Annotated in this window: 19 protein-coding genes and 1 other RNA gene; 5 read left to right on the forward strand and 15 right to left on the reverse strand. The window is 61.8% G+C overall.

What is annotated here, in order from left to right; all coding sequences use genetic code 11:
• Positions 1–31 precede the first annotated feature (31 nt).
• From pnp to rimP, 9 genes are all read right to left on the reverse strand, one after another.
• The gene (gene pnp / locus QWJ46_RS24025; protein ID WP_064693302.1) at positions 32–2170 is read right to left on the reverse strand and encodes a polyribonucleotide nucleotidyltransferase; all 2139 of its coding nucleotides are present in this window, start codon (positions 2168–2170) and stop codon (positions 32–34) included.
• Between the two features lie 349 nt (positions 2171–2519).
• On the reverse strand, positions 2520–2789 hold the full coding sequence (gene rpsO / locus QWJ46_RS24030; RefSeq protein WP_064693303.1) for a 30S ribosomal protein S15: 270 nt from the start codon (positions 2787–2789) through the stop codon (positions 2520–2522).
• A gap of 151 nt (positions 2790–2940) precedes the next feature.
• On the reverse strand, positions 2941–3789 hold the full coding sequence (locus QWJ46_RS24035) for an alpha/beta fold hydrolase (protein WP_302754246.1): 849 nt from the start codon (positions 3787–3789) through the stop codon (positions 2941–2943).
• Positions 3790–3868: 79 nt separating this feature from the next.
• Entirely contained in the window at positions 3869–4801 is a 933-nt protein-coding gene (gene truB, locus QWJ46_RS24040; protein ID WP_302754247.1) for a tRNA pseudouridine(55) synthase TruB, read from the reverse strand.
• 12 nt (positions 4802–4813) lie between these two features.
• A complete protein-coding gene (rbfA, locus tag QWJ46_RS24045) occupies positions 4814–5218 on the reverse strand; it encodes a 30S ribosome-binding factor RbfA (RefSeq protein ID WP_009993666.1) in 405 nt (134 codons plus the stop codon).
• 150 nt (positions 5219–5368) lie between these two features.
• On the reverse strand, positions 5369–8122 hold the full coding sequence (gene infB, locus QWJ46_RS24050; protein WP_302754248.1) for a translation initiation factor IF-2: 2754 nt from the start codon (positions 8120–8122) through the stop codon (positions 5369–5371).
• A gap of 102 nt (positions 8123–8224) precedes the next feature.
• Entirely contained in the window at positions 8225–8917 is a 693-nt protein-coding gene (locus QWJ46_RS24055; RefSeq protein WP_302754249.1) for an RNA-binding protein, read from the reverse strand.
• Positions 8914–10515 (reverse strand): transcription termination factor NusA, encoded by a 1602-nt coding sequence (nusA, locus tag QWJ46_RS24060; protein WP_064693309.1) that lies wholly within the window; start codon positions 10513–10515, stop codon positions 8914–8916. Before nusA ends, QWJ46_RS24055 begins: the two co-directional genes overlap by 4 nt.
• A gap of 59 nt (positions 10516–10574) precedes the next feature.
• Positions 10575–11180 carry a ribosome maturation factor RimP gene (gene rimP, locus QWJ46_RS24065; RefSeq protein WP_041678513.1) on the reverse strand — a complete coding sequence of 202 codons (606 nt, stop codon included), beginning with the start codon at positions 11178–11180 and terminating at the stop codon, positions 10575–10577.
• 244 nt (positions 11181–11424) lie between these two features.
• Here rimP and QWJ46_RS24070 point away from each other — a divergent pair, with 244 nt between their 5' ends.
• Positions 11425–13056, forward strand: coding sequence for an MFS transporter (locus tag QWJ46_RS24070; protein WP_302754250.1), 1632 nt, complete (start codon positions 11425–11427; stop codon positions 13054–13056).
• A gap of 8 nt (positions 13057–13064) precedes the next feature.
• Positions 13065–13520 carry a GNAT family N-acetyltransferase gene (locus tag QWJ46_RS24075; protein ID WP_184458630.1) on the forward strand — a complete coding sequence of 152 codons (456 nt, stop codon included), beginning with the start codon at positions 13065–13067 and terminating at the stop codon, positions 13518–13520.
• Between the two features lie 6 nt (positions 13521–13526).
• On the opposite strand, the gene QWJ46_RS24080 is transcribed toward QWJ46_RS24075, so the two are convergent.
• Together QWJ46_RS24080 and recR are read right to left on the reverse strand one after the other, a co-directional pair.
• Complete coding sequence (locus tag QWJ46_RS24080; RefSeq protein ID WP_302754251.1) at positions 13527–14798, reverse strand: lytic murein transglycosylase; 1272 nt, start codon at positions 14796–14798, stop codon at positions 13527–13529.
• A 185-nt stretch (positions 14799–14983) separates the two neighbouring features.
• Positions 14984–15589: a recombination mediator RecR gene (gene recR, locus QWJ46_RS24085; protein ID WP_010066370.1), complete on the reverse strand. Its 606-nt coding sequence runs from the start codon at positions 15587–15589 to the stop codon at positions 14984–14986.
• Positions 15590–15646: 57 nt separating this feature from the next.
• On the opposite strand from recR, the gene QWJ46_RS24090 reads away from it, so the two are divergent.
• Positions 15647–16264, forward strand: coding sequence for an MOSC domain-containing protein (locus QWJ46_RS24090; protein WP_302754252.1), 618 nt, complete (start codon positions 15647–15649; stop codon positions 16262–16264).
• A gap of 52 nt (positions 16265–16316) precedes the next feature.
• Here QWJ46_RS24090 and QWJ46_RS24095 read toward each other — a convergent pair whose 3' ends face one another.
• From QWJ46_RS24095 to ffs, 4 genes are all read right to left on the reverse strand, one after another.
• Positions 16317–16895 carry a hypothetical protein gene (locus tag QWJ46_RS24095; RefSeq protein WP_302754253.1) on the reverse strand — a complete coding sequence of 193 codons (579 nt, stop codon included), beginning with the start codon at positions 16893–16895 and terminating at the stop codon, positions 16317–16319.
• A 259-nt stretch (positions 16896–17154) separates the two neighbouring features.
• A complete protein-coding gene (locus QWJ46_RS24100) occupies positions 17155–17478 on the reverse strand; it encodes a YbaB/EbfC family nucleoid-associated protein (RefSeq protein WP_302754254.1) in 324 nt (107 codons plus the stop codon).
• 22 nt (positions 17479–17500) lie between these two features.
• Positions 17501–19372, reverse strand: coding sequence for a DNA polymerase III subunit gamma/tau (locus QWJ46_RS24105; protein WP_302754255.1), 1872 nt, complete (start codon positions 19370–19372; stop codon positions 17501–17503).
• A 46-nt stretch (positions 19373–19418) separates the two neighbouring features.
• An RNA gene (ffs, locus tag QWJ46_RS24110) (signal recognition particle sRNA small type) lies at positions 19419–19515 on the reverse strand.
• Between the two features lie 89 nt (positions 19516–19604).
• On the opposite strand from ffs, the gene QWJ46_RS24115 reads away from it, so the two are divergent.
• Complete coding sequence (locus tag QWJ46_RS24115) at positions 19605–20015, forward strand: HIT domain-containing protein (RefSeq protein WP_184458636.1); 411 nt, start codon at positions 19605–19607, stop codon at positions 20013–20015.
• Entirely contained in the window at positions 20012–20971 is a 960-nt protein-coding gene (gene nudC / locus QWJ46_RS24120) for an NAD(+) diphosphatase (RefSeq protein ID WP_302754256.1), read from the forward strand. Before QWJ46_RS24115 ends, nudC begins: the two co-directional genes overlap by 4 nt.

Consider the following 20971-nt stretch of genomic DNA (forward strand, 5'->3'; position numbering starts at 1 on the left):
CGCGCCCGGAATGAAATCTGGTAGCCGCGGCTTATTCGGCCGCTTCTTCCTTCTTCTTCTCGTTCGGGATCTCCTGGCCGGTGGCCTGGTCGACGACCTTCATCGACAGGCGAACCTTGCCGCGTTCGTCGAAACCGAGCAGCTTGACCCAGACCTTGTCGCCTTCCTTGACGACGTCCTGCGTCTTGGCGACGCGTTCGGAAGCGAGCTGCGAGATATGGACGAGGCCGTCGCGGGCACCGAAGAAGTTGACGAAGGCGCCGAAATCGGCGGTCTTGACAACAGTGCCTTCGTAGATCTGGCCGATTTCAGGCTCGGCGACGATCGAGTGGATCCACTTGCGGGCCGCTTCGATCTCCTTGCCGGAAGAGGAGGCGATCTTGACGGTGCCGTCGTCCTCGATGTTGATCTTCGCGCCGGTCTTTTCGACGATTTCGCGGATGACCTTGCCGCCGGAGCCGATGACTTCGCGGATCTTGTCGACCGGAATGTTCATGACTTCGATGCGCGGAGCGAATTCGCCGAGCTGGCCGCGGCTTTCGGTGATGGCCTTGGCCATTTCGCCGAGGATGTGGGCGCGACCGCCCTTGGCCTGTCCGAGAGCGACCTTCATGATCTCTTCGGTGATGCCGGCGATCTTGATGTCCATCTGCAGCGAGGTGATGCCATCGGCCGTACCGGCAACCTTGAAGTCCATGTCGCCGAGATGATCTTCGTCACCGAGAATGTCGGAGAGGACGGCGAAGCGATCGCCTTCGAGGATCAGGCCCATGGCGATACCGGCAACCGGCTTTGCAAGCGGGACACCTGCATCCATCAGTGCCAGCGACGTGCCGCAGACGGTTGCCATCGAGGACGAGCCGTTGGATTCGGTGATCTCGGAAACGACGCGCAGCGTGTAGGGGAACTGCTCAGCCGACGGCAGCATCGGACGGATCGCACGCCATGCGAGCTTGCCGTGGCCGATCTCGCGGCGACCCGGCGAGCCCATGCGGCCGGTCTCACCAACCGAGAAGGGAGGGAAGTTGTAGTGGAGCAGGAAGCGCTCCTTGTACATGCCGGTCAGACTGTCGACATACTGCTCGTCTTCGCCGGTGCCGAGCGTGGCAACCACGATTGCCTGCGTTTCGCCGCGCGTGAAGAGCGCCGAACCGTGCGTGCGCGGCAGAAGGCCGACTTCCGAAACGATCGGACGAACGGTTTCAAGGTCGCGGCCGTCGATGCGGCTCTTGGTGTCGAGGATGTTCCAGCGCACGATCTTGGCCTGCAGGTGCTTGAAGATCGCGCCGACTTCTTCGGCCGTATACTTGGCTTCGCCTTCCTCGGGGAGGAAATGCGCCTTTACCTTGGTTTTGACGGCGTCGACGGCGGCGTAGCGGTCGGCCTTCAGGGTGATCTTGTAGGCTTCGCGCAGTTCGGCTTCGGCAAGCCCGAGCATTTCGCTTTCGAGCGCGGAATAGTCTTCCGGTTGGAAGTCGCGCGGCTCCTTGGCGGCGACTTCAGCGAGCTTGATGATCGCGTCGAGAACCGGCTGGAAGCCCTTGTGGCCGAACATGACGGCGCCGAGCATGACGTCTTCGGGCAGTTCCTTGGCTTCGGATTCAACCATCAGCACGGCGTCGTAGGTGCCGGCGACGACGAGGTCGAGGCTCGACTCATCCATCTCGTCGAGATGCGGGTTGAGAACATATTCGCCATTGATGTAACCGACGCGTGCGCCGCCGACCGGGCCCATGAAGGGAACGCCGGAAAGCGTCAGCGCCGCCGACGAGGCGATCATGGACAGGATATCAGGATTGTTCTCGAGGTCGTGCTGGATAACGGTGACGACGACCTGCGTGTCGTTCTTGTAGCCTTCCGGGAAGAGCGGGCGGATCGGGCGGTCGATCAGGCGGGAAACGAGCGTTTCGTTTTCGCTCGGACGTCCCTCGCGCTTGAAATAGCCGCCGGGGATCTTGCCGGCCGCGTAGGTCTTTTCCTGGTAGTTGACGGTCAGCGGGAAGAAGTCCTGGCCGGGCTTCGGCGCCTTGGCCGAGACAACGGTGGCGAGAACGACGGTTTCGCCGTAGGTGGCGAGAACCGCGCCGTCGGCCTGACGGGCGATCTTGCCGGTTTCAAGCTTCAGCGGGCGGCCGGCCCACTCGATTTCCACTGTGTGTGTATCAAACATATCTTGTCCTTCAATGCGGGAGCACGCGCCATCGCCGATATCAGGGCGCAGCGCACAGTCGACCGCAATCAATGTGACGTATCACGGGCAAGACAACGGGAGGCTTTTCATCGGCAGTTTCCCGAACGTGAGAGTTCCTGAGAAACTTGGGCCAAAGCCTTGGAGAGCTTTGGCCGAAAGCATCCGGCAATCCTGCCCCATGACAGGTCAGCGGTTGGTTTGGCAGAACCGGCCCATCCGGGCCTGCCGGTCGTTCCACCGCATAAGATAGGGCGCGGGCGGAACATTTCATCGGGAACGTCGTCCCGAAACAGAGCCGGCGGACGCTTGAAGCGCCCGCCGGACAATCTTAGCGGCGGATACCCAGGCTGGTGATCAGCTTGGAATAGCGGCCTTCATCCTTCTTCTTGAGATAGTCAAGAAGCGAGCGGCGGCTCGAAACCATCGTCAGCAGGCCACGGCGGGAATGATTATCCTTCTTGTGGTCCTTGAAGTGTTCGGTCAGGTTGTTGATGCGTTCGGTCAGGATCGCGACCTGGACTTCCGGAGAACCGGTATCGCCTTCGGCGGTTGCATATTCCTTGATCAGCGCAGCCTTGCGCTCAGCAGTGATCGACATCGGATGTTCCTTTCTATGAGAGGAGAAGAAGTCGCCAAAAGCCGGGATGCCGTCCAGCTTTGGCCGTGAATGCGATCAGGCGGACCTGACGCTGGCGCTGCCTATAAACCAAATATGCGGCGATGGAAAGAGGGGACTCCCGCAGCCGCTTTCAACGGCTGGCCATGGCGTCCCGGATCATCGCATCATAACCCTCGGGATCCTGCAGCATGGCGAAATGGCTCGCATCTTTCAGAATCACGAGTTTGGCGCCGGGAATCTCCTTTGCCATCATTTCCGTATGGTCAAGCTTGACGGCTTCATCGTGATCGCCGATCGCAAGCGTGACCGGAACCGAGATCTTCGCAAGATCGGCGGCTGTCCAGGCTGGCTGGGTCTCCCACATCTTGGAGATCTGTCTGAAGAATGCTTTGTATTCGGTCGGCGTCGGCGAAAGCTTTCTGTACTGGTCGCCTGCGACGTCGATGTAGTGGCTAAAGGTCTTGTTCTTCAAGACGTCGGCTTTGACGCCATCAGTCGTGACGTTGGCCGCCTGGGCGATGACGCGGGTCAGTTTCTCCGGATGGTTCATTGCCATGTCGATACCGATGATACCGCCGTCGGACCATCCCACAAGCGTCACCTTGTCGACCTTCAGATAGTCGAGAAGAGCGACGTAATCCGAGGTCATCAGATCGTAGCCGAAGGGCCGCCCGCCCCGTGTCGAACGGCCATGACCGCGGCTGTCGGCGACGATGACCCGATGATCCCTGGCAAACTCTGTCACCTGATGGCCCCAGACGTCGGCATTTCCAAGACCGCCATGGATGAAGAGGATCGGATCGCCTTCACCATATTCGGCGTAATACATCTTGATGTCGTTGACATCGGCCATGCCGCTCGTCTTCGGCGTGGGCATTGAAGGAAAGGCGGGAAGCTCGGCCCATCGTTCGGTGGCTTGGGCGCCGGCAACGATCAGGAACAACGAAAAGAACGTCAGTACTTTCGCAATTCTACGCATGGTTTTCCCCTCGGGCCGCCATGGCCCAAGGGCAAGGATATCGCATCGATACCGCTTGACAATCGTCAGTGGTATGGACTCAGGCGAAAACCCGCTTCGGTCGAAACTCGCCCTGGCCGATTTCGCCGATCGCGATCAGCCTGCCGCGTGCCGTCGCATAGGCTTCGCTTTCGGCAATGGGCGCATCGCGGCCGCGCACCAGGATCGGATTGCCCATCTTCAGCCGGTGCGCCTGGTCGTCGTTGATGACGAGATGGGGCAGGGCCGACAATGCTTCGCAGGTGTCGATCAGCAGCGCATCGAGGGCGGCGAGCCGCTCATCCATATCCTCGATCGCTTCGAGCGCCACCAGGTTTGCGAGCGGCACCATCGCCTCTTCCGAAAAGGGCGCGACGAAGGTGCGCCGCAGCCCGGATATATGGCCGTAGCAGCCGAGCTCACGGCCGAAATCGCGGGCAAGCGCTCTGACATAGGTGCCCTTGCCGCATTCCACTTCGAAATGCGCGGTATTGGCGTCCGGGCAGGCAAGCAGGGTCAGCCGGAAGATCTCCACTTCGCGCGAGGGGATCTCGACGGCTTCCCCGTCGCGCGCCAGGTCGTATGCGCGTTCACCCGCTATCTTGATGGCGGAAAACTGCGGCGGAACCTGGCTGATGGTGCCGATATATTTTGGCAGGATGTCGCGGATCTGTTGTTCGCTCGGCCGCTCGTCCGAGCTTTGCGTGACCTCGCCTTCGAGATCGTCCGTGGCGCGCTCCTCGCCCCAGCTCACCGTGAATTCATAGATCTTGCGGCCGTCCATCACATAGGGGACGGTCTTGGTGGCATCGCCGAGCGCGATCGGCAGCATGCCGGAGGCGAGCGGATCGAGCGTGCCGGCGTGGCCGGCCTTCTGCGCCTTGTAGAGCCACTTGATCTTGGAAACGGCTTCCGTCGAGCCGAAATCCACCGGCTTGTCGAGAATCAGCCAGCCGGAAATCGGACGGCCCTTGGGTTTGCGTGGTTTGGACATCAGTCTCTTCTGTTATTGTTCGTCGTTGTCGCCGTCGAGATCTCGGCTCACCTCGGGCGAACGCAGCAGCTCGTCGATCTTCTTGTAATTGTCGAAGCTGGTATCGTCGCGGAAGCGCACTTCCGGCATGTATTTCATCTGCCGAAGCTGCGGCCCGAGCCGGCCGCGGATGAACTTTGCATGGCGGTTCAACGCCTCGATGACGATGCTGTGGTCGGAAACGCCGAGCGGCGTCACATAAGCCGTGGCGATCTTGAGATCGGGCGACATGCGCACTTCGGAGATCGAAATCACGGTCGCCTCGATGATGTCGTCACGCACTTCGCCGCGCTGCAGCACCTGGGTGATCGCGGCGCGGACCTGTTCGCCAACGCGCAGCATGCGCTGCGAAGGCGCGGAGGATGTTGGTCTGGTCATTGTTATCTCTGTTTGCCGATGCGGCTGGGAATCGAACCCGTCAAAGGAGAGCGTCCATGACTCTTTTGGCCGAAAAGGTCAAGCCGGCAGGTAGCAAAGCCACCCGCCGGAGAGCGGATGGCTTTTGTCAAGCTGCTGTAACGCCGAGGATTAGAGCGTGCGCGTGATATGTTCGACGCGGAAGCACTCGATGACGTCGCCGACGCGCATGTCTTCGTAGTTTTCGAAGGCCATGCCGCACTCCTGGCCCATCGGCACTTCGGAGACTTCGTCCTTGAAGCGCTTGAGGGTCTTGAGCTTGCCTTCGTGAACGACGACGTCGTTGCGGATGAGGCGGACGCCCGCCCCACGCTCGACCTTGCCTTCGACGACGCGGCAACCGGCGACCTTGCCGACCTTGGTGATGTTGAACACTTCCAGGATTTCGGCATTGCCGATGAAGGTCTCGCGCCGTTCCGGCGACAGGAGGCCCGACATCGCTGCCTTCACGTCGTCCACGAGGTCGTAGATGATGTTGTAGTAGCGGATCTCGATGCCCTGGCGTTCGGCGAACTGGCGCGCCTGCGCATTGGCGCGAACGTTGAAGCCGATGATGGCCGCGTTCGAAGCTTCGGCGAGCGAAATATCCGACTCGGTGATGCCGCCTGCGCCCGAATGGACGATGCGGGCACGGACTTCGTCGGTGCCGAGCTTTTCCAGCGCGCCGGCAATCGCTTCGATCGAACCCTGCACGTCGCCCTTGATGACGAGCGGGAACTCCTTGATGCCGGTGCTCTGCATCTGCGTCATCATCTGTTCCAGCGAACCGCGCTGTCCCGACTGGCGGGCAGCCGCCTTGTCGCGGGCAAGACGCTGGCGGTATTCCGAGATTTCGCGGGCGCGGCTTTCGCTCTCGACCACGGCGAACTTGTCACCCGCCTGCGGCGTGCCGGAAAGGCCAAGCACTTCGACGGGCATCGCCGGCGGCGCGTCCTTCATATGCTCGCCCTTGTCGTTGACGAGGGCGCGCACACGGCCCCAGACGTCGCCTGCGACGATGATCTGGCCCGGCTTCAGCGTACCGTTCTGAACGAGAACCGTGGCAACCGAGCCGCGGCCGCGGTCGAGCTGGGCTTCGATGACGGTACCTTCCGCGGTGCGGTTCGGATTGGCCTTGAGGTCAAGGATTTCCGCCTGCAGCAGAACGGCTTCGAGCAGCTTGTCGAGGTTCTTGCCTGTTTTGGCCGACACTTCGACGTCAAGCGTTTCACCGCCCATCGATTCCACGAAGACTTCATGCTGCAGAAGCTGGTTGCGCACCTTCTGCGGATCGGCTTCGTGCTTGTCGATCTTGTTGATCGCCACGATGATCGGAACACCGGCTGCCTTGGCGTGATTGATCGATTCGATCGTCTGCGGCATGACGCTGTCGTCGGCTGCCACGACCAGGATCGCGATGTCGGTCGCCTGCGCGCCGCGGGCACGCATCGCCGTGAAGGCGGCGTGGCCGGGGGTGTCGATGAAGGTGATCTTTTGGCCGTTCTGCTCCACCTGATAGGCGCCGATATGCTGCGTGATGCCGCCGGCTTCGCCGGCAACCACGTTGGCATGGCGGATGGCGTCGAGCAGCGAGGTCTTGCCGTGGTCGACGTGGCCCATGATTGTGACGACCGGCGGACGCGAAACGCGGTCGCCTTCGACGTCGGCAATGTCGAAGATGCCGAGTTCGACATCGGATTCAGAGACACGCTTGACGGTATGTCCGAACTCGCCGGCGATGAGTTCGGCAAGGTCGGCGTCGATGACGTCGCCCGGCTTCATCATCTGGCCTTCTTTCATCAGGTACTTGATGACGTCGACGGCGCGTTCGGACATGCGCTGCGACAGTTCCTGAATGGTGATGGTCTCAGGCAGGACGACTTCGCGGGAAATTTTCTCGCGAGTCTCCTGCATCTGGCTGCGGCGGAACTTCTCCTGCCGGCGGCGCATCGCCGAAAGCGAGCGGCTGCGGCCGGCGTCCTCGCCGTCCACATCGGCAGTGGTGATCGTCAGCTTGCCGCGGCGGCGCTCCTCATCCGTTTTCGGACGGGTCGTCACCGGCTTTGCGGGTTCGGGGCGAACGACGCGGCCGCGCACCGGACCGCTGCGCGAAGCGCCACGATCGTCATCGTCGCCGTCATTGCGACGGCCCCGAACGGCAGCCGGCGCGCCGGGCGCCGGGCGAGCGGCTGCTCCGTCGGTATCGGGCCGGCGTGCTGCCGGCGCGGGTGCTGCCGGGCGCGGGGTCGTGTTCGGGCGAGCCTCAGCCGTAGCGGGAGCCGGCGCTGCCGCAGTGGCAGCCGGTTCGGCGGCAGCAGCGGCGGCCGCTTCGGCCTGCCGGGCTGCCTCTTCGACGGCTCGGCGTGCGGCTTCCTCCGCCTCGGCTGCCTTGCGGACAGCCTCTTCGGCGGCGCGGCGCTTTTCGTCCTCGGCGCGGCGGATCGCATCCTGGGCGTCACGTGCCTGGGATTCGGCGAGCGCACGGCGGCGCGCATCCATTTCCTCAGGCGACAGATGGTTCAGCACGACAGGGCGCGGGCGATCGTTCGGACGCGGCTGCTGATAGGACTGTTGCGGACGCTGGTTGCCTTGGCCGCCGCCGGGCTGGTGAATCCGCGGCGCCGGCGTCGACTGCTGCGGACGCGCCTGAGCAGGTGCTGGCGCCGGTTCGGCTGCGCGAACCGGGGCTGCGGGGACCGCAGGCGTGATCGGCTTTTCGTCTTCCGGGCGCATCGGGCGCCGCTTGCGGGTCTCGACCACGACCGCCTTGGTGCGACCCCGACCCATATCCTGGCGAACGGTACCCTGGCTCATCCCCGATGGTTTCAGGGTGAGAGTCTTCTTGCCCGTTACGCTGAGTGTCTTGTCGTCGTTACTATCGGTCATTCGTTCCCGTTCCTTCGGACAGGGAGCGATGACTAGATCAGACCCTGTCGTTCAAATACTGTCGATCAATGAGAATGAGACCGGCCGATGCCGGTGACCGCCTCATTGTTGTTGCCGGCCAGCGCCGCCCGCTGCCCGGGACTGACCGCCAATACGGTACTGTTCGAGCATCTTTGCGCGCTTCACTACACCCTCACCCGCCTGCCCTGCAAGCACTGCGGCATGGATAAAAGCATTCTGGCCCATCAGGCCTTCCATTTCGCTCTCCGAGAAGAAACGGTAGGAAGGTATCTCCTCCTCGGTCTCCATTCCGAGGTGCCAGGCCTTGCGGGCCTGGTCGATTTTTCGCACTCCATCATCCGCTGCGTCAGTGGCGTGGAACACCGCAAGGGCTGCTCCACTTCTGACCGCGGCATCCACTTTCGAAGCGCCGCTGACGAACTGGCCGGCCTTGCGCGCCATGTTCATCATCTGCATCACTTGCGCCGCCAGCAGTCGGTCGACGCTTGCGCCGAGATCGTCCGCTGCCTTCACTTCCGCTTTCAGCGCCCGGGCGAACAGCTTTTTCGCCACCGCCCTGTCGACCAGCGACCGGTCGGCCTTCACCCAGCAGCCGCGTCCCGGAAGCTCGCGCTTCAGGTCGGCGACGACGGTTCCGTCGGGAGCCGCGACGAAGCGGATCAGCTCTTCCGGCGATCCGCTTTCGCGCGTCACGATGCACATGCGTCCGTTCACGTCATACCCTGCAAGATCGTCGTCCTCGGGAAGAACGTTCGGCTCATGCGCGGTCATCATGCTTCCTGTTCGGCTTCGGTGACCTCTTCTTCGGTCCCCTTCGCCAGGTCCTCTTCGGTGATCCAGCCGGCCGCGAGGCGGGCCTGCACGATCATCTGCTCGGCCTCGACACGCGAGACGTCGAACTTGGAGAACAGGCCTTCGAACTTCTTCGTTTCGCCGTTCTTGCGTTCCGTCCAGCCGACGAGGTCATCGGCCGCACAACCGGCGAAATCCTCGATCGTCTTGATGCCGTCCTCGCCAAGCGCCACCATCATCTGGGCGGTCATGCCGTCGATCTGGCGCAGCTCGTCCTCAACGCCGAGCGCCTTGCGCTTCTCATCCATCTCGGCTTCGAGACGCTCGAGGAATTCGCGGGCGCGCTGCTGGATTTCCTGCGCCGTCTCTTCGTCGAAACCGTCGATCGAGGAGATTTCGTCGAGATCGACATAGGCAAGTTCTTCGACGGCGGCAAAGCCTTCCGACGCCAGAACCTGGCCGACCATCTCGTCGACGTCGAGCGAATCCATGAACAGGTTGGTGCGCTCGTTGAATTCCTTCTGACGGCGTTCCGATTCCTCGGCCTCCGTCATAATGTCGATATCCCAGCCGGTCAGCTGCGAAGCGAGGCGGACGTTCTGGCCGCGGCGGCCGATCGCAAGCGACAGCTGCTCGTCGGGAACGACGACTTCGATGCGCTCGGCGTCCTCATCGAGAACGACCTTGGCCACTTCCGCCGGCTGCAGGGCGTTGACGACGAAGGTCGCCGGGTCCTGGCTCCAGGGGATGATGTCGATCTTCTCACCCTGAAGTTCGCCGACGACGGCCTGGACGCGCGAGCCACGCATACCGACGCATGCGCCGACCGGATCGATCGAACTGTCGTTCGAGATCACCGCGATCTTGGCGCGCGAACCCGGATCGCGGGCGACCGACTTCACCTGGATGATGCCGTCGTAGATCTCGGGCACTTCCATGGTGAAGAGCTTCACCATGAACTGCGGATGCGTGCGCGACAGGAAGATCTGCGGACCACGCTGCTCCCGACGGACATCATATACGTATGCACGGACGCGATCGCCATAGCGCACGTTCTCGCGCGGGATCATTTCGTCGCGGCGGATGATGCCTTCACCGCGGCCGAGGTCGACGATGACATTGCCGTATTCGACGCGCTTGACGGTGCCGTTGACGATTTCGCCGACGCGATCCTTGAATTCGTCGAACTGGCGGTCGCGCTCGGCCTCACGCACCTTCTGCACGATCACCTGCTTGGCGGACTGTGCGGCGATGCGGCCGAAATCCATCGGCGGCAACGGATCGGCGATGAAATCGCCAAGGGCTGCGTCCGGATTGCGGTCGCGGGCAAGTTCCAGCGGGATCTGCGTCGAATAATCCTCGGCCTTGTCGACCACTTCGAGCAGGCGCTGCAGACGGATTTCACCGGTCTTCGGATTGATGTCGGCCCGGATGTTGGATTCGGTGCCGTAACGGGAGCGCGCCGCCTTCTGGATGGCATCGGCCATTGCGGCAAGCACGATCTCCCGGTCGATGACTTTTTCGCGCGCCACTGCATCTGCGATCTGCAGAAGTTCGAGCCGGTTCGCACTGACTGCCATTGTTTTGTTTCTCCGTCTTTACTCCAGGGTTCCCGTCCCTGCAGCGGTCTGTTGATCGGTTATTCCTGGTCGTCTGCTTCGTTCTGGTTCGCGGCCTGCGCTTTCGCCAGCTTGTCGGCGCGCAGCGCATCACGGATCAGATCGTCGGTCAGAATGAGCTTCGCATCGCTAAGCGCCGTGAAGGGAATGATGACCTTCTGCTCTTCCCCGTAGGCGACCTGGTCACGCTCGAGCGTGAATCCATCGGCGTCTGCTTCGACGATCTTGCCGCGGAAGCGTTTGCGGTTGCCGATCATGATCGACGTTTCGCACTTTACAAGGTGGCCTTGCCAGCGGACGAAATCGGATTTCCGCACCATCGGACGGTCGATGCCGGGCGAAGACACCTCGAGATGATACTCTTTATCGATCGGATCTTCCACATCGAGGACGGGAGAAATCGCCATCGAGACTTCTTCGCAGTCCTGAACCGTCATCGTGCCGTCGTTGCGCTCGGCCATCACCTGCATCGTCGCGCCGTTCTGGTTCAGCATGCGCACGCGGATGAGCCGGAAACCCATGCCGACGAGAACGGGTTCGATGATATCGGCAAGACGCTGGTCGAGCCCGGTTTCGGTAATCAGCCGCGGCTCAAGTTCGTTGTCTGCGTTTGTCATGTCCGACAAGCGGCGCTCCTCGCAATTTCAAGCTGTTCAGGCGATCGAGCTAATAAAAAAGAGCGGGTCCTTGCGGCCCACTCTTCATCAAGCGATCAAGAATTTGAGAGCCATATAGTCGGGTTTTTCCGAAATTGCAAGGTCTGCGACCGATTCCGCCAATTCATGCCGGGCGAGGGGAACGGACCTATGGCCAGCGATCGTCTTCCGCATATATTGCCGGTGGCACACAATAACAAAAACGGGAGACATCGTGGGCTATACATCGTCGACACTGGCGCCTTTGCGGCACGATACCTACCGCACCATCTGGTTCGCCAGCCTTTCCTCGAATTTTGGCGGCCTCATCCAGGCGGTGGGTGCTGCCTGGATGATGACGACGATCACCGCTTCGGAGGATATGGTCGCGCTGGTGCAGACCTCGACGGCGCTGCCGATCATGCTGTTTTCGCTGGTATCGGGGGCGTTGGCCGATAATTTCGATCGCCGCCGGGTCATGCTGACGGCGCAGTGCATGATGCTGACGGTTTCGGCCTTGCTGACGGCGTCAGCCCTTCTCGGCTGGATCACGCCCTGGCTGCTGCTCTTCTTCACCTTCCTGATCGGCTGCGGCACAGCGCTTAACAATCCCTCCTGGCAGGCCTCCGTCGGCGATATGGTGCCGCGCGCCGATCTGCCGGGCGCCGTTACGCTGAACAGCATGGGTTTCAACATCACCCGCAGCGTCGGCCCGGCGATCGGCGGCGTCATTGTGGCGGCTGCGGGTGCTGCCGCGGCCTTCGCGGTGAACACCGCAAGTTACCTCGCCTTGATCTACGCCCTGCTGCGCTGGCGCCCGAGCACACCCGTCTCGACTCTGCCGAGGGAGGCGCTCGGCAGCGCCATCTTTGCCGGCCTGCGTTATGTCTCGATGTCGCCCAATCTCGAAAAGGTCCTCGTGCGAGGCCTGGTTTTCGGCGTCGGCGCCAGCTCGATCCTGGCGCTGCTGCCGGTCGTCGCGCTCGACCTCGTTGCCGGCGGTCCGCTGACCTATGGCTTCATGCTCGGCGCCTTCGGCATCGGCGCGATCGGTGGTGCAGTGCTGAGTGCGAGAATTCGCCAGGCACTGTCCAGCGAGACGATCATCCGCCTGGCCTTCGCCGGCTTTGCGCTGAGCGCCGTCATAGCCGCCGTCAGCCCGAGCGCCGTGCTGACCTCCGCCGGTTTGCTTGTCGCCGGCGCCTGCTGGGTCTCGGCGTTGTCGCTTTTCAACACCATCGTCCAGCTGTCGACGCCGCGCTGGGTGGTCGGCCGCGCGCTGTCGCTCTACCAGACCGTCACCTTCGGCGGCATCGCCGGCGGCAGCTGGCTCTGGGGTGTCGCCGCCGATCGCTATGGCGTCGCCGATGCGCTGCTGATGTCATCAGCCGTCATGCTGCTCGGCATTGCGATCGGCCTGCGCTTTTCCATGCCCGCCTTCGCTTCGCTCAATCTCGATCCCTTGAACCGCTTCACCGCGCCGGCCTTGAGCCTCGACATCACCCCGCGCAGCGGCCCGATCGTCATCCAGGTCGATTACGAGATCGCCGACGACGACCTGGCGGAATTCATGGTGCTGATGGGCGAGCGCCGTCGTATCCGCATCCGCGACGGCGCTCGCAACTGGGCGCTGATGCGCGATCTCGAAAATCCCGGACTGTGGACGGAGACTTACCATACCCCGACCTGGGTGGAATATATAAGACACAACCAGCGGCGCACGCAGGCCGATGCCGAAAACATCGACCGGCTCCGCGCCCTTCATCGCGGCGAAGGCCCGCCCCACGTCCACCGCATGATCGAGCGCCAGGCCATCCCGCCAGGCGACGATGTCTTCCACAAGGCGCCGATCGATCTGCATCATTGAGAGCAGCCATGTACAGCTTCAGGCTTGCCCGCCTATCCGATCTCGCCGCCATCGTCCGGCTTCTCGCCGATGACGATCTCGGCGCCGCCAGGGAAATCGTCTCCGATCCCGTCGATGCGCGTTATCTCTCGGCCTTCGCGGCGATCGAGGCGGATGCCAACCAGTTGCTTGCTGTCGCGACCGACGCCTCCGACCAGGTCGTCGGCTGCCTGCAGCTGAGCTTTCTTCCCGGCCTCTCCCGGACCGGCATGTGGCGCGGGCAGATCGAAAGCGTGCGTATCGCAAGAGAGTGTCGCGGAGCGGGCCTCGGCGCGCAATTCATCGAATGGGCGGTCGCCCAATGTGTCGAGCGCGGCTGCGGCCTCGTGCAGCTGACATCGGACAAGACACGGAAAGACTCGATCCGCTTCTACGAAAAGCTCGGTTTCGTCGTCAGCCATGAAGGGCTGAAACGCAACCTCTGAATCCGGCTATTTCAGTCTGCCCTTCATGCTGGCTTCGGGAAAGCATGTCGGCTTCATGCCGTTCTTTGCCTGCCACTGGCCGATCGAGCGCCGCGTCTTATAGCCGGGCAATCCGTCGGAGCCGCCGACGTCATAACCCTGACGCTCCAGCGCATTCTGCATGGCGGCGACATCCGAACGCAGCATCTTGCCGACATCGCCCCATTCGCCTTCGAATGCGTCGCCGTTCGAGGCGATCCGGTCGGCGAGGTTGCCGATATAAAGCGCGTAGAGGTCGGAGTTGTTATACTCCTTGATGATATAGAAATTCGGCGTGACGATGAATTCCGGGCCGTCGCGGCCGGCCGGCACCAGCATCATGCCCTGAGCCTTCATCTCACCTGAGGGAAAGGCTTTGCCGGAGATGCGCTCGATGCCGAGCGAGGCCCAGTGCGAAAGCGGCTTTGCCAGATCAGGCCCCTCCTGCGCGCAGGAGACCGCTTCGGGTATCGACACCTCGAAGCCCCAGTCACGATCGCGCTGCCAGCCCTTCTTGACCAGATAGTTGGCGATCGAGGCGAGCGTATCCGGCACCGAGGTCCAGATGTTGCGGTGGCCATCGCCGTCGAAATCCACCGCAAATTTCAGATAACTCGTCGGCATGAATTGCGGCTGGCCGAGCGCGCCGGCCCATGAACTCTTGAAATCGGCAGGCGTCACGTCGCCGCCGTCGAGAATATGCAGTGCCGCCACCAGCTCGGCGCGGAACATCTCCTTGCGCGTCGACATGAAGGCCTTGGTCGCCAGCACTTCGATCGCCGATTCCGGGATCTTCGCGGCGCCGAAGCCGGTTTCCCGGCCCCAGATGGCGAGCACGATCGAGCCCGGCACGCCATAGGTCTTCTCGATCCGCTTCAGCGTCGAGCTATATTGCGCGGCAAAGCCGCGTCCCGTTACGGCAAGCCTCTGCAGCCGGTCCTCGTTGAAATAGGGGCCGGGCGAGGAAAATTCCGCCTGCGTCTGCTTCTGTTCTTTCGGCGGCGGGAAACCGGGCGGAGCGAGATCCGGCAGGTTCCAGTTCAGCGTGATGCCTGAGAAAGCGGCCTTGAAGGTCGTCTCGGAAATACCGCCCGCCTTTGCTTCGGGCCAGAGGTCCTTCTGCACCCAGTTTTCGAACTGTGCCTCGACATCGGCTTTCGATGGGGCTGCGTATGAGGGGAGAGGAAGGAGGGCAGTCATAGCAGCAAGTGCGAATATAAGCAGCCGCCGAGCCACACCCCCCTCTGTCCTGCCGGACATCTCCCCCACAAGGGGGGAGATCGGCTGGGGGCGCCGTCTTGCCCAAATGAAGCGCCTAAGATGGTCGAAGCCGCCTGGCGCACGATCAAGATTTTGGGAGGCCTGCGCCTCTTGTCGATCTCCCCCCTTGTGGGGGAGATGTCCGGCAGGACAGAGGGGGGTACGCTGCCACATACGCAACCCCCTCATATCACCGTCCGCGCCCGTAGCGCCGCCGCCAGCGTGCCCTCGTCGAGATAGTCGAGCTCGCCGCCGACCGGCACGCCATGCGCCAGCCGCGTGATCTTCACCTCAAGTCCCTGCAGCTGATCGGTGATGTAGTGCGCCGTCGTCTGCCCCTCGACGGTGGCGTTGACGGCGATAATCAGTTCGCGGATGCCGCCTTCGCCGATCCGGTCGATCAGCCCGCGAATATTGAGATCGTCGGGCCCGATCCCGTCGAGCGGCGACAGCGTGCCGCCGAGCACGTGATAGGCGGCGTTCATTGCGCCCGCCCGCTCCAACGCCCAGAGGTCCGAGACGTCCTCGACGACGATGATGACGGATTGATCGCGCTGCGTATCGGTGCAGACGGTGCAAGGGTCGACCGTATCGACATTGCCGCAGCGCGAGCAGATCTTCACCTTGTCATAGGCCTCGCCCATCGCGTTCGACAGCGGGCCGAGCAACTGGTCCTTCTTCTTGATCAGATGCAGTGCTGCGCGGCGCGCCGAGCGCGGCCCGAGGCCCGGCACCTTCGCCAGAAGCTGGATAAGTTTTTCGATTTCGGGGCCGGTGACTCGTTTTGCCATGCGCCGTTCTTAACTGATATGGAACGAAAACGGAATCGCGGAAGGATCGGGTGCCCCATGAAAATCCTGGCGCTTTGTATCGGCAATCCGGAAAGGCTGGCTGGCAAGAGCTATAAGACCGGCATCTTCAAGCGGTCCGTCAATGGCGCGGTGATGATCGACGCTGAAGGGCTGGTCGGCGATGCCATCTGCAACCGCAAACACCATGGCGGCGTCGATCAGGCGGTTTATGTCGAGGGATCGCTGACGCTCGACTGGTGGGCCGGCGAACTCGGCCAGCCTTACGAGCCCGGCACCTTCGGTGAAAACATGGTAATCTCAAGCCTCGACAATCGCGACGTCTCAGTCGGCGACCGGTTCATATCAGGCGATCTCATCCTCGAAGTCACATCGTGCCGCATTCCCTGCGCCACTTTCGCCGCCAGGATGAACGACCCGAAATTCGTCAAGCGCTATACGGTGGCCGCCCGCCCCGGCATTTACTGCCGCGTCGTCAGAGGCGGCGCGGCCGAGGCCGGAATGCCAGTGGAGCATCGGCCTTTTGTCGGAGAGAAAGTTACGATGCCGGAACTGATGAGAACCTTCGGCCGGCGGCTTTCAGAGCCGGACCGGGCGCAATATCTCGCCGCTCCTATTCACTATAAGCTGAGGGCGATGCTGGAGACTGAAATATAAGGGCGCTGGACAGCGACAATGACGACCGGATCGTCACCGGGTAGACGGCGATCTACTCCTGACATGAATCTAGCCGAACGAAAGGAGGCAACATGAAACCGTTTTTCCGTTCATCCTCGGTCAGCAGCTCCTTCCGGTCAATGTGGACACCCATATGCTTGCTGCAAGCCATGGAGAAAGCGGTCAAATTGCCGAAGGCAATGTACAGTGTTCGATCGCCGGAAAAAATTTCAGTGACTGGGATCAGGAACGGTACAGTTGATCCATTAGGCGCTGCCGGATCATTGATTTCCTTAAAACATTCGTAGGACACGGATTTATCGCTATTTTTCTGTGAAGATGGCAAGTCTAAATCGCACATTGGGATAACATCGCTGCATGTCACAACGCCGTCGATAGACCACACCCGTTTTGATTTTCGCCAAGCTTCAAATCTTATCAGTTCCGCATAGAATGGGTGTTCTCCTGCGCGAACCTTATAAATGATTTTGGTGTCGTCGCCTGGATCGCCCGGATTAGGCTGATCAAAGACGTAAACGCGCTTGCTGCGGTCGCACTGGCCTGCATTGACAATTGTTGGCGCGACCAGAATAGCGGCGAGGCAAAGGCGAAAAACCTCGGAGATCTTCATGAAAAATCCTATGAGACCTGTGAAATTACTTGCTGAATATGAGAGCAATTCCAGCAAAACTATGGCGTCATTTTCTGTAGGGAATTACTTGAAAACAAATAGTTAGTTTCACGTCACCTGAAAGTACGCAGAAGCCCGCCCTAACGACGGGCATCAAAACAAATAAAGCGCATCGCATGAATCAAATTTGATGCGACACGCTTTGGAATATTTCCGCAATTCGAAGAAAGCGGAAAGGCTAAGACCGAATTGCCTGCTATCAAAACGGCAGCTTGAAGCCGGGCGGGATCGGCAGGCCGGCGGTCAGCGCCTTGGTCTTTTCGGCGGCGAGCGCCTCGGCCTTGTCCTTGGCGTCCTTGTGGGCGGCAACGACTAGATCCTCGAGGATCTCGACATCGTCCTCTTTGAACAGCGACGGGTCGATCTTCAGGCTCTTCAGGTCGCCCTTGCCCGAAATGACGACGGTGACGAGGCCGCCGCCGGCGTTGCCTTCGGCCGTGAGCTCGGCGATCTCCGCCTGCATCTGCTCCATCTTGGCCTGCATTTCCTTGACTTTGCCCATCATGCCCATGATGTCGCGCATCGTCTCACTCCTTCTTGAAACCTTAGAATTCTATGTCGTCGCCGGGCAGAATGTCGCCTTCTTCGGATTCGGCGGCAGCCGGCGGCTTGGCCTCGCCTTCCTCTTCCGGTTCGGGCGCCCGCACGCGCACGTCGATGATTTTTGCGCCGGGAAAATGCGCCAGGATCGCCGCCACGTCAGGGTCCTGGCGGGCATCGATGACATGCTGTTCCCGGGTCCTGGCCTCTGCTTCCACCAGCGTCGGCTGGCCTTCGTCGCGGCTGAGGCTAACGATCCAGTGGATGCCGGTCCATTCCTTCAGCTTGACGGCAAGCTCGTTGAGCAGCGTCGTCGGCGCGCCTTCCGTCAGGCTGACGTCAAGCCGGCCGGGCTCGATCCGCACCGGGCGCACGAAATTGCGCACCATCGCCTTCAGCTTCGCGTCGCGCTTCTCGGTGGCGAGATTGACGATATCGCTGACCGAATTGACCTTGACGAGCGGCTTCGGCGCTTCCGCCGGTTTCGCCTCTATCCGCCCGACAGGCATGGTCTCGGGCTGGCTGCTCGGCACGGCGCGCAGCATTGCCACCGGCGCCGAAGGCTGCAGCTTGCTCGGCGCGATATCAGGCGCGCGTGCCGCGACACTGCTTTGATAGGGAACCCGCGTGCCGCCGCCTCCGCCGGAAGGCGGGGAGGAGGGGCGCGAGTCGGCATTGTCGCCGGCAAACTCCGCAAGCCGCCGCGCCGCATCCTCGGGCGCCGGCAGATGGGCCGCGTGCGCGAGTCGGATCAGCACCATTTCGGCTGCACCCGCCGTGCGCGACGAGCCTTCCGTTTCGGGAATGCCCTTCAGCAGCATCTGCCAGATGCGCGACAGCGTCGTCACCGCAACACCCCTAGCGAATTCCGCCGCCTTGGTGCGCTCGATCTCACTCAGAGAAGGGTCGTTCGCCGCATCCGGCACATATTTCAGTCGCGTCACCAAATGAGTGAAATCGGCAAGATCGGTGAGCACGACCACCGGATTGGCGCCGGCCTCATACTGTCTCTGGAACTCGCCGAGTGCACCGGCCACGTCGCCTTTTACGATATGCTGAAAGAGATCGACGATCCGGGCGCGGTCGGCAAGGCCGAGCATACCGCGCACGGCTTCCGCCTGCACGGCGCCCGCGCCATGGGCGATCGCCTGATCGAGCAGCGACAGGCCGTCGCGGGCGGAGCCTTCGGCGGCGCGCGCGATCATCGCCAGCGCGTCGCCTTCCGCCTCGATGCCCTCCTTGGCCGCGATTGTCGTGAACAGCCCGACGAGATCCGACGCGCTGATGCGGCGCAGGTCGAAGCGCTGGCAGCGCGACAGCACGGTGATCGGCACCTTGCGGATTTCGGTGGTGGCGAAGATGAACTTCACATGCTCCGGCGGCTCTTCCAAGGTCTTCAATAGACCGTTGAAGGCCTGGGTCGACAGCATGTGCACTTCGTCGATGATATAGACCTTGTAGCGCGCCGAAACCGGCCGGTAGCGCACCTGCTCGATGATCTCTCTTATATCGTCGATACCCGTATGCGAAGCGGCATCCATTTCGATCACATCGACATGCCGGCCTTCCATGATCGCCTGGCAATGTTCGCCGGGCACACGCAGGTCGATCGTCGGCTTGTCGATTTCTGCCGTCTTGTAATTCAACGCCCGCGCCAGGATGCGCGCCGTCGTCGTCTTGCCGACGCCGCGCACGCCGGTCAGCATATAGGCCTGCGCGATGCGGCCGGTCTCGAAGGCGTTGGTGAGCGTGCGGACCATCGGCTCCTGGCCGACCATCAGGTCCGTGAAATCCTTGGGGCGGTATTTGCGAGCCAGCACCCGGTATCCGGTGCCCGTCGAGGCGGCATCTTTTGATTGTCGCTCGGTGTCGCTCATCGCCCTGCTTGTCGCCCGGGATCGTCGGGCATTTCGTGGAGAGAAGGTGGGAGGCTGGCACGATGACCCGTGCCGGGCTCGTTAGGGCTGCTTCCTTCCGGACCTGACCCGGTTGGCGAGTGGCTCGTCCACCACCAACCTCCCGGATGCACATATCGGCAATATCGTCATCAAAAGCAAGCCAACATCCAAAAAAACTGCTAGTCGTAGGAAAAGACAGGAGGAATGCCCTTTGGACGGTTTTGTGCTCGACCCCCGGCTGGAAAACGACAGCGTCAGCATCATGATCACCGGTCTCTGTGATCTCAGATTGTCGAGAGATGCCCGCTGGCCCTGGCTCATTCTGGTTCCGCGCCGGGCTGGTATTACCGAAATCTTCGAGTTGACGCCGCTCGATCAGGTGCTGCTCGCCTTCGAGACCGAGCTCGTCGCCAAGGCCTTGAAGAACATTACCGGTGCTGCAAAAATCAATATCGGGGCTCTTGGCAATATCGTCCGCCAGCTTCATGTTCATGTCATTGCCCGCTTCGAAGGCGACGCCAACTGGCCGGGTCCCGTCTGGGGTTTCGGGCGCGCGGAGCCTTACGAGGACGCAAGGAGAGACGAATTCACAGCAAAGCTGCGGGAAGCCCTTTCATCATGAACCATTCGCTTTTCGATTCGGATGTGCCCCATCCGGAACCCAGCAATCTCACTGCCTTTGCCGCCAACGACCTCAATCGCGATTCCGAACACCGCGACGAACATTCCGTCGAAAGGGCCCTGGCCAAGGACGGCACTCATATCTTCGCCTTCGCCCGAGACAAGCTGGTGCTGAAACATGACGGCCAGGTGCTCGATCCGCTGTTTGCCCGTTACGAACTGCAGGAATTGCAGCCGAATTGGGACGAGACGGTGCTGCTCGGCTACCGCAAATCAGGCGAGCCGCGCCTTGCCGTTCCCGTCGGCATCGACGTCGACGATCTCACCAGCCAATACAAGCCCGCCGACGGCCGCACGCTGTTCCGCGAGATGCTGATCGACGAAGTCCTGCTCGGCGAATTCGCCCAGGCCGCAAGCCTCATCCGCTGGAATGGCGACAACCGATTCTGCGGCCGCTGCGGCGCGGCGATGGAGATTCATATCGGCGGCTACAAGCGCGTCTGCGCCGCCTGCGAACACATGATCTTCCCTCGTACCGACCCCGTCGTCATCATGCTGACGATCGACGAGACGCGCGATCTCTGCCTGCTCGGGCGCAGCCCGCATTTTGCGCCCGGCATGTATTCCTGCCTTGCCGGCTTCGTCGAACCCGGCGAGACTATCGAGAACGCCGTGCGCCGGGAAACGCTGGAGGAATCCGGCATCCGCACCGGCCGCATCCGCTATCACGCCTCGCAGCCCTGGCCGATGCCGCATTCCCTGATGATCGGCTGTTACGCCGAGGCCAAATCCACCGAAATTACGCGCGACGAGACGGAACTCGAGGATTGCCGCTGGTTCACCCGCGAGGAAACAATCGAGATGCTGGAACGCCCGAGTGCGACCGGCAAGGCCTCTCCACCGAAAGGGGCGATCGCCCACCGCCTGATGCGCGACTGGGCGGAGTGGAAGCGGTAG

The organism is Rhizobium sp. CBN3 (genome assembly GCF_030518245.1).
Taxonomy (GTDB): Bacteria; Pseudomonadota; Alphaproteobacteria; order Rhizobiales; family Rhizobiaceae; genus Rhizobium; species Rhizobium aethiopicum_A.